Origin of the sequence: Azospirillum sp., from assembly GCF_035628975.1 — a bacterium.
In the GTDB taxonomy this organism is placed as follows: Bacteria; Pseudomonadota; Alphaproteobacteria; order Azospirillales; family Azospirillaceae; genus Azospirillum.
On sequence record NZ_DASPIS010000076.1, the window covers coordinates 1 to 9,757 of the forward strand.

At 63.6% G+C, this 9,757-nt stretch carries 6 protein-coding genes and 1 pseudogene; 4 read left to right on the top strand and 3 right to left on the bottom strand.

Features of this window, described 5'->3' with window-relative positions:
* From VD964_RS16550 to VD964_RS16560, 3 genes and pseudogenes are all read left to right on the top strand, one after another.
* Positions 1-119: pseudogene (locus VD964_RS16550) on the top strand (IS5/IS1182 family transposase); the annotation flags it as partial.
* 96 nt (positions 120-215) lie between these two features.
* Entirely contained in the window at positions 216-911 is a 696-nt protein-coding gene (locus VD964_RS16555) for an IS6 family transposase (RefSeq protein WP_324869621.1), read from the top strand.
* 237 nt (positions 912-1,148) lie between these two features.
* Entirely contained in the window at positions 1,149-1,883 is a 735-nt protein-coding gene (locus VD964_RS16560) for a tyrosine-type recombinase/integrase (protein WP_324869622.1), read from the top strand.
* A gap of 68 nt (positions 1,884-1,951) precedes the next feature.
* Here VD964_RS16560 and VD964_RS16565 read toward each other — a convergent pair whose 3' ends face one another.
* Complete coding sequence (locus tag VD964_RS16565) at positions 1,952-4,438, bottom strand: PAS domain S-box protein (protein ID WP_324869623.1); 2,487 nt, start codon at positions 4,436-4,438, stop codon at positions 1,952-1,954.
* A gap of 485 nt (positions 4,439-4,923) precedes the next feature.
* Here VD964_RS16565 and VD964_RS16570 point away from each other — a divergent pair, with 485 nt between their 5' ends.
* On the top strand, positions 4,924-8,151 hold the full coding sequence (locus VD964_RS16570) for an ATP-binding protein (protein WP_324869624.1): 3,228 nt from the start codon (positions 4,924-4,926) through the stop codon (positions 8,149-8,151).
* A 357-nt stretch (positions 8,152-8,508) separates the two neighbouring features.
* On the opposite strand, the gene VD964_RS29915 is transcribed toward VD964_RS16570, so the two are convergent.
* Both VD964_RS29915 and VD964_RS16575 read right to left on the bottom strand, forming a co-directional pair.
* The gene (locus VD964_RS29915) at positions 8,509-9,015 is read right to left on the bottom strand and encodes a BLUF domain-containing protein (RefSeq protein ID WP_414637172.1); all 507 of its coding nucleotides are present in this window, start codon (positions 9,013-9,015) and stop codon (positions 8,509-8,511) included.
* Between the two features lie 147 nt (positions 9,016-9,162).
* Positions 9,163-9,757: IS5 family transposase (locus tag VD964_RS16575; RefSeq protein WP_324869625.1), on the bottom strand; the 595-nt coding region annotated here is incomplete at its 5' end.

The following is a 9,757-nucleotide window of genomic DNA, read 5'->3' on the forward strand; positions in this document are numbered from 1 at the left end:
TCGGACGCAGCCTCCGCGCTCGGACTCTGCCCGCGCAGAAAGTCGAAGCGGCCATAGGCTGCAAGGTCATGAACCTCATGACCAGCTTGGGCATGCCGGTCACCCGAAAGGTCGCCTGATTACCTCTGCCCTGGCGAGGACGTCGCCGGCAAGCGCATTTGGGCATTGTCACGGGAACGGTGGTGGCTTGCCGGCCGTGACATTATCCTCCTCGGATGGCGCCGCTCTCGTATGCCCGCCATCAGTTTCCGCCCGCGATCATCCAGCATGCAATCTGGCTCTATCTCCGCTTCACGCTGAGTTACCGGGATGTCGAGGAGCTGCTGGCCGAACGCGGCGTGGAGGTGTCCGACGAGACCGTCCGCCGCTGGGTCCTGAGGTTTAAACCGGCCATCGCCGGCAATCTGCGGCGCCTCCGGCTCAAGCCCAGCCCACGCTGGCATCTGGACGAGATGGTGATCAGGGTCAGCGGAAAGCTGATGTACTTGTGGCGGGCTGTCGATGACGAAGGCGAGGTGTTGGAGGTGCTCGTCCAGCGTCGGCGCGATAGGGCCGCAGCCTGCAAGCTGATGCGTAAACTGCTGAAGAAGCACGGTTTCGCGCCCACCCAGGTCACCACCGACAAGCTCCGGTCCTATGGGGCCGCCTTCCGTCAACTCGGTGTGACCGCCCACCATGAACAAGGGCGGCGAACAAACAACCGCGCCGAGGTCTCACACCAGCCGGTGCGGCGACGAGAGCGCAAGATGCAGCGGTTCAAGTCGCCCGCGTCCGCTCAGCGCTTCGTTTCCCTGCACGCCGCCGTCTACAACTGCTTCAACCTCCAACGCCACTTGGTCTCCCGCCGCACCCTGCGCACCTTCCGGGCGCGGGCTAGGGCCGACTGGCTGGTAGCGACCGCTGCGGCGTGAGCCTGTCGGGAAATCAAAGGATGCTGCGCGTCGGCTTAGTTTTCGTGACAAAGCCCCCAGCGGGCCTACGCCGCCGACTGGCGCCACTACAGCGCCTGGTGTCTGCGCCGCGGCGTTTCCCCGCTGCCGCCCGACCCGCAGGCGATCGGCCTCTATCTCGCCGACCTCGCCTCCGAGGCTTCAGCGGCGGGCCGCCGCTCGCGCTCTGCGGCGACGGTCGAGCGCCGGCTGTCCGGCTTGGCCTGGAGCTTCCGCCAGCGGGGCCATCCCCTCGACCGCGGCGACCGGCACATCAAGGAGGTGCTGGCCGGCATCCGCCGCAGCCATGGCCGCCCGCCCATCCAGAAGGAGGCGCTGCTCGCCGCCGACCTGCTGCGCATGCTCGGCTGTCTGGCTGGCGACCTGCGTGGCGTGCGCGACCGCGCCATCCTGCTGCTCGGTTTCGCCGGCGGGCTGCGGCGCAGCGAGATTGTTGGCCTTGACCATGGCGCCGAGGAGACTGCCGACGGCCGCGGTTGGGTCGAGGTGCTCGAGGGTGGGCTGGTGCTGCATGTACGCGGCAAGACCGGCTGGCGCGAGGTCGAGGTCGGGCCGGGCAGCACGCCGCTGAGCTGCCCAGTGGCAGCGCTGAAGAGTTGGATGGAACTGGGCCGCATCGCCTATGGGCCGCTGTTCCGCCGCATCGCCCGCGACGGGAAGCGCGCCTTGGCCGACCGCCTCTCCGACAAGCATGTCGCCCGCCTGGTGCAGGCGACGGCCCTGGCTGCCGGCATTCGCGGTGACCTGTCGGAGGGCGAGCGCCGCCACCGCTTCGCCGGCCACTCCCTGCGTGCCGGGCTGGCCACCGCCGCCGAGGCGGAGGAGCGCTTCGTCCAACGGCATCTCGGCCATGCCTCGGCCGAGATGACCCGGCGCTACCAGCGCCGCCGCGACCGCTTTCGCATCAATCTCACCCAGGCAGCCGGCTTGTGAACTGGTTTAGCGTCTTAATCCCGGAGCGGTTCGCTCACGAGCACTCGGCAACCGTGAGCAAGGGAGCTTTAGCAACTCTTAGGAGCGGTAGGGCCGGCCCCCTGCGGATCGGCACCGGGACGCGCGGTCTGTCCCATCAGTTCGACGACGGCCGTGCGCAGGTCGGTCGCGGCAACGGGCTTGTGAAGAAGGCGGTATCCTCCCGCCTGGGCTTCGGCCAGCCGTTCCGGCGCCGTATCGCCGGTCACAATCGCCGCCGGGATCCGCTTGCCGAGGCGAACCTGCACGGTCCGGATTACGTCCAGCCCGGTCTCCCCGTCGCGCAGCCGGTAGTCAGCCAATAGGATGTCGGGAGGATCGGCCTCTAGCAGTCGAATAGCGTCGTGGCGGGAGGCTCCGGTCAGCACCCGGTATCCCCAGGTCTCGATCATCGCCTGCATCCCGGCCCGAACCAACTCCTCGTCATCAATCACCAGCACGACGCCGCTGCTTTCCTCCGGCGCAACAGCTTCACTGTGTTCGGGAGAGTTGCCGCTGACCTCGATCAGCGGCACCGTGACAGCGAAGGTCGACCCGCGTCCGGGGATTGATCGGACTTCCACCTCATGTCCCAGCAGGCGCGCCAGACGACGAACCACTGCAAGCCCCAGCCCCAGTCCCTTGCCGCGGTCGCGCTCGGGGTTGCCGACCTGGAAGAATTCCTCGAACACCTCCTGCTGACGGTCCAGCGCGATGCCTATGCCAGTGTCTGCCACCTCAATGCGCAATTGGTCGCCGCGCCGTCGGCACCCGACGAGCACCCCGCCCCGTTCGGTGTAGCGGAGCGCGTTCTCCACCAGATTTCGCAGAATGCGCTCCAGCAGCACCGGATCACTCTGCACCACTGCGCTACAGCCGCTTATCCGGAACCGCAATCCCTGCTCCGCCGCGCGAAGGGTGTATTCGTTAGCCAGACGCTGGATGATGGAGGCGAGCGGCATCGGCACCGGGCTGGCGGTCACCAGCCCAGCATCCAGCTTCGAGACGTCGAGCAGTCCGTCCAGCAGCATCCGCAGGCCATCCAGCGACTGCTCCATGGAGTGCAAAATGCGCATCGCCGGGGTCCCGTCGACATGCCCCTGTAAAGCGCCCATGAACAGGACCAGCGACTGGACTGGCTGACGAAGATCGTGGCTGGCCGAGGCAAGGAACTTAGACTTCGCCACATTTGCCCGCTCTGCTTCCGACTTGGCCGTGCGCAGCCTGTCCTCGAAGCGCTTTCGCTCCGTGATGTCACGGGCGATACCGACCACCCCGATGACATGGCCCTCGGCTGCACGCAGGGGAGCCTTGGTGGTCAGGCAGATGCGCATTTCGCCGCTCGTGCGGTCGAGGACTTCCTCCTCCAGCACCACCATCTCGCCAGCCTCGATCACCTGCCGGTCGAATGCCTCGATATGGGCGGCGAGCTTGGGCGGGTAGAAGTCCTGATCACGGGCGCCCAGAACTTGATCACGGCCGGCGGCGAACAGGCGGCAGGTGGCGTCGTTGACCACGAGGAACCGGCCGTCCGCATCCTTCACGAACACCGGGTCGGTGATACCCTCGATCAGAGTTCTAAGCAGCATGTTGTTCTGCTGTAGCTTCTGCTCGATCGTGTGGCGTTGGGTGAGGTCGCGCATGATACCAGTGAAGAAGCGCTGCTCGCTGTCCCACCACTCGGCGATCGCGAGTTCCAACGGGAACACGGTTCCATCCCGCCGAAGCCCCTCCACCTCGCGCCCGGACCCGATGATCCGGGGAACGCCGGTCCGCAAGTAGCGGCCGATATACTCGTTGTGCCGCGACCGGTCGGGCTCAGGCATCAGCTCCGACACGTTACGCCCAACCATGTCCACCGCGGCGTAGCCGAAGATGTGCTCGGCGGCGGCATTGAAGGACTGCATCACGCCGGTCTCGTCGATCACCACCATCGCGTCCACGGCGGTTTCCACCACGGCGCGATACCGGGTTTCGGCCCTTTCCGTGGCGGCACGGGCCTGCCGTTCCGCCTGCTCCGCCGCCTCGGCTGCGCGTTGCGCCGCGCGCATTTCCAACTCATGCATGACGATGCGGGCGAACTCCGCCAGATCGCCTTGCTCCTGCTCACCGAAATCAGACCGTGGTTGAAAATCAATGACGCAGAAGGTCCCCAACAGTAGCCCCTCCGGCGTTCTCAATGGCGCCCCGGCATAGAAGCGAATAAATGGCTCCCCGGTAACAAGGTCGTTGTCAGCGAAGCGCTCATCCGCCATCGCGTCCGGCACCACCATAGGGCGGTCTTCCAGGATGGTATAGGCGCAGAAGGAAAGACGGCGAGCCGTATACTGAACCTGAAGACCATGGTGGGCCTTGAACCATTGGCGGCCTTCATCGACTAGGCTGACAAGCGCGATCGGCATGGCGAAGGCACGGGCAGCAAGCCTGGTCAAACGGTCGAACACAGGCTCGGGCGGTGTGTCGAGGATGCAATAGCTCTTCAGCCGGTCAAGGCGAGCCGGCTCGTTGAGAGGCCAAGGCGGTTCACCGGAACTCACGGAGCAGGCATCCGTGAGGAGCAGCCATCATCTCTGAGCACCGTCACTCTAGTCACGCTGGCGATGACTGGGGCGGCCATCGGACGTGGCTGGGATGGGTGTGGCACACAACCACCCTCCGTATTCGGGGAGGCACCTGCCGCTATCTATAAAGACCACGGTATTCGGGCGCTGGAACACGAAAATATAAATCAGATTGTTCGTGCCGTAAACGTTTGCGAGGTGTCTGTGAAACAGCGCGCAGTTTGAACCTCACAATTTCCATTATCATCAAAGCGTTTCCGTGCCGATCGGCGTCTGAACCCCATGGCGATCAACACACCGCACCCCAGTACAAGTGCGCACTGACCAACTCCGGGTTGATCAGACGCTCTGAATCGAGCTACCCTTGGCCACCTGAACAAGCTTAGTCAAGTGTTTCATTTCTGGGGCGCGGTTCAGAGGTTGGCATTGCTGGACAGGAGACAGCCAGCATGGGCTGTAGAATGTCGAAGAGCCATGTGAGGATCGCACTGGGTGCGGCTGTTCTGGCCGCTCCGCTGCTCGGCTATGAGGTGTTCTCCCTCTCTACCCTGCGCCAGGACCGCGAACAGGAACTGGAGGCGGAGACCGAACGTCTGCTGGCGCTGGTGAACGCCGAACAGCGGCGGTCGGTGGAGGACATCCGCCACATCTTCGCCACCTTGCAGGCAACCGGAGTGACCCGCCTGCCGCCGGCCGGATGCCTGGGCATCCTGGAGGAACTGACGCGGTCATATCCGGCCCATCTGGAAATCCAACTGGCCGACCGGAGCGGACATGTGTGGTGCGCAACCACGCCCAGGTCTGTCGGGATCGGGATTGGCGATCTGCCGAGCTTTCACGAGGCGCTGCAGACCGATAGCCTCGTCATTGGCGAACCCGGCCCGATCCGGGCGTCACCGGATGCCCGGGGGCGCGCAATCCTGCCGTACCGCCAGCGCTACATCGGAGCGGACGGCCGGCCCGCGGGCACGATGACCGCTCTGGTCGACCTGCAATGGCTGAAGGAGTATGTCGCCAGCCAGTCCTGGCCAACTTACGCCGTCGTCACCATCGTTCATCCCAACGGGCAAATTCTCGCCCGGGCGCCGATGGACAAGGGCCGGGTCCTTGGGGCCAAGGTCCCGGAGCGTCTGCGCTATACGTTGGAGGCATCGACTCAGGGGGCTGGCCGGTCCCCGGGCCTCGACGGGGTGGAGAGGCGCTTTGCCTTCCTGCCGCCGCAGGCATCGGCCTCTGGCCTGATGCTTGCGGTCGCCATCGACACCGCCGAGGCGCTGGGTCCCATCGACCGGTCGGCGGCTGGGTCCTTCGCGGCGTTCCTGGCCCTACTTGGGCTGGTGGCCGCCGGCGGTGCCTACGCGACCGCACGGCTCGCCGCCGCGAGGCGTCAGGAGGCCGCCGCGGCCGCGCGGATGGCGTCGGTTCTGGAAAGCACCTCGGATGCGGTGGTGGAAATCGGGAGCGATTGGACGGTTTCCTATCTGAACACCCAGGCGCGGGAACTGCTGGCCCTGGAGCGCGATGTCACCGGAGACCATGCACGGGCCGCTTTCGACTGGTTGGTCGGAACGGAGCTCGACACCTGCCTGCGGGACGCCATGGATCGCCGCACGCCGGTCGAGATCGAATTCCCCGGTCCACGAACCGGACGATGGTTCGCGCTACGGATATTCCCCTCGCGCAAGGGCGTCGCCATCTATTTCCGGGACATCACCGAGCAGAGGGCCGCAAAGGTCGATCGTCGCGCTCTGGCAGAAAATCTTGAACGGGAGAGATTTCTGCTGCGGGCGATCACCGACAGCCTTCCCATCGGGTTGCTCATCATCGAGGCTCCCTCAGGACGCCTGCTGCTGCACAATCCGGCAGCCGAGCAACTGATCGGACACAGCATCACCACGGTGTCCGCTGTCGCGGATTACAGCGCCTACGGCGGTCTTCGGGCGGATGGTGCGCCGCTGACTGCCGACGAGTACCCTCCCGCCCGAGCACTGCGGGGAGAGGTGGTCTCCCAGGAGGAAATGCGCTACCGCCGCGGCGACGGAACGATGACCACCTTTCTCGTCGAGGCGGTGCCGGTGCGCGGTGCCGATGGCGCCGTGGACCTAGTGGTTGTCGCCTTCCATGACATCTCGCAGCGCAAAGCCGTCGAAGAGGCGCTACAGGACAGCGAACGAGCCCTCAGCGTCGCCCTGGCGTCGGCCAGGGCGGGCACCTGGACGTGGGACATCCAGTCAGGGCAAATCCACTGGTCACCGGGAAACTACCTGATCCATGGCATGGAGCCGAGCGATGGCCATGTGCGCTTCGAGGAGTGGCTGGCCGCGGTCCATCCGGAGCACCGAAGCGAGGCCATGAGCGTGATCGACAGGACACTGGCTGCGCGGCAGGCCGAATATGCCACCGAGTATCGGGTGGTTCTGCCGGACGGCAGCATCCGGTGGATCGCCGGCATGGGCAAGGCCGACTATGACGGGGCAGGGCGGCCGGTGCAGATGTCGGGCATCACGGTGGACATTACCGACCGGAAGGCGATGGAGGTCGCGCTGAGGGCGGCGAAGGAGGAGTCCGACCGGGCGAACAGGGCGAAAGCTCGGTTCCTTGCCGCCGCCAGCCACGACCTGCGCCAGCCGCTCCAGTCGATGGCCCTGTTCGGCGGCGCGCTGCACGCGCATGTGAAGGACGGCCGCGGCAAGGACATGCTGCTCATGCTGGAGCGCGGCACCGAGACTATGAAGTCGCTGCTGGACAGCCTGCTCGACGTCTCCCGCCTGGATGCCGAGGTGGTCAGGCCGCAGGTGTCCAGCTTCGAACTGGACACGCTCATCCAGGAAATCACCGACTCCTACCGGCCGCTCGCGACGAGCAAGGGGCTGTCCCTCTCCAGCGATGCTTCGTGCTGCGGCGTCGCCGTCCTCAGCGACCGCACCATGCTCGGGCGCATCATCCGCAACCTCGTCGAGAATGCCGTTCGGTACACGGAACATGGAGGCATTACAGTCTCGTGCTGGTCGGAGAAGGAAAGCGCATGGATCGATGTCGCGGATACCGGGATCGGCGTCCCGGAAAACCAGATCACGATGATCTTCGACGAGTTCCACCAGGTTGGCAATCCCGAGCGCGACCGCAGCCGCGGCCTTGGCCTGGGATTGTCGATCGTGCAGCGCCTGTGCCGGATCCTCGGCCATAAAGTCAGAGTACGATCGAGGCTTGGAGAAGGATCTGTTTTTTCCATCGAGGTTCCTATCGACCTCACCCTGAATGTACGGGAGACCGCGACCGAGGACAACATACCCTCCCTCCTGATCTGCCGCGGAAGACTTGCGCTCCTGATTGATGATGACACCATTGTCCTGATGTCGCTGCGGACATTGCTGGAGGAATGGGGATATGACACGCTGATTGCCGGTTCGCCCGAACAGGCCGTGACCACTGTCGCGGAGGCTGGACGACGGCCAGACGTGATCGTCGCTGACTATCGCCTCCGGGCTGGACGGAATGGCTGCGAGGCAATCAGAGAGGTTCGCAGCCAACTCGGATGGGAGATTCCGGGCGTCATCCTGACCGGCGAGACGGGAGCGGAGTGCGCTCGCGACATCGCGCGATATGGGCTGGGGATGATTCACAAGCCGGTCACACCCGGCCAATTGTGGGCGGCCCTGCAGCGACTGCTTGGCTCTATAAGCAACTGAGTTGATGTGACCGACGTCCCTTTCATCGCCTTAAAGCTAAGGTCATCGAAAAATTAGTTTAGAGGGAACTTTGTTACGCAAATAGAGATGTGCCTGTGATTGGGTGTGGCGTTCTGACGCCGATCAGGACGGGCATGTATTGAGAGTCTCAGAAATTGCATGATCCCAGCCACTCCCCGGTTTACATCAGAGCAACATTCCTGCCGGTGCAAGGCTTTAAGAGTAACTACCTAAGACAGCTAGAAGAGATTTGCGGCGATATCAGTTAACAGTTGTCGAATGTCTGAGAATGGACATGCGGGTTCTGCTGTAAGAGCAAAGGCACCGCCTGCTCGGACGTAGAAACTCGCCTCACCTTCACTGCCTCAGCATATGCCGTGCACGTGGTATCCGGCCACGCTTTACCCCAACCGTAACGGGATCAATACCTGTTGCGGCACAAGCGAACCGGTAGGTAAGAGAAAGCAATCCCAGCGCGAACACCGGGTCTTGCGATCGTTCCAGGAAGTCGTCATAGGAGCTTAGGGAGCCAACCACCCTGTGCCAGAGAAGCGGGTCGTCCAGGAACATCAGGTTCAGGGCCCAGACACCAAATTGCCGACGCCTTAGCCCTTCGTTCGACAGCAGGAGATCAACGTGATGGTGCCGACGGTCATCGACGATCCTACGAAAGATTGAGCCAACAGCCTCCTCAGGCCCTTCTAAAGCCTGAAGGAAGACACCCCCGCACTCAATCATGAAGCCGGTAACATGAGACGTTCTGTTATAGCGCGCAGATTTTATGCATATACCCTGCATATCGGTGTATGACATTATAGACTTCAGTTCACTCCTAAAAACATAGGCAATCACCTGAATCTCCATCTGTTCGCTTCTTTGCTTCAAAGCTCTGCGGATGAAGCGTGAGTATAAGATTACGGAGCTGTAAAGTGTTGTCACTGAACGAATTGAAGCATTCCATTTCCGCACTGTAACCGGAGAGCAATTTGCCGAAGAGTCTGTCCTGAAAGATTATTTCGTGGCGAGACGCTGGAGCATCAGACGGATCATAGCGATGCGGATGAAGGCAACGGAGGTGCGGAGGTACTGCTCGTAATGGCGTATGAGGCGGCGACAGCGCGTGAGCCATGACAGCGTTCGCTCAACCAGCCAGCGTTTCGGGAGCACGACAAAGCCTTTGTCCTGATCGGAGCGCTTGACGATCTCCAGCCGCCAGTCGCCGGCCTCCTTCACCTTGCTGGCCGCGACATCCCCCTGGTAGCCACCATCGGCGAAGATCACCTGGATGAAGGGGAACAGCGCGCGGGTTGCCTTGTCCAGGACCAGAGCGGTGCCGTCGCGGTCCTGGATATCAGCACGGTGGACAGCGACGTTCAGGAGCAGGCCTAGCGTATCGACGAGGATGTGGTACTTGACCCCCTTGATCTTCTTGCCCGCGTCGTAGCCGACCGGGTCCGCCGCAGGCCCCCCTTGTATGTCGGCGATCCGATAGAATGTTCCCCGGGCGGCGCGTTGGCCGACGCTCCGCCCGGGCCGACCGACCTCCATCCCCCCGTGGCGCTTGGACGCCGGGAAAAAGCTCGAGGCGGCCGGCCTTCCTTGAAGC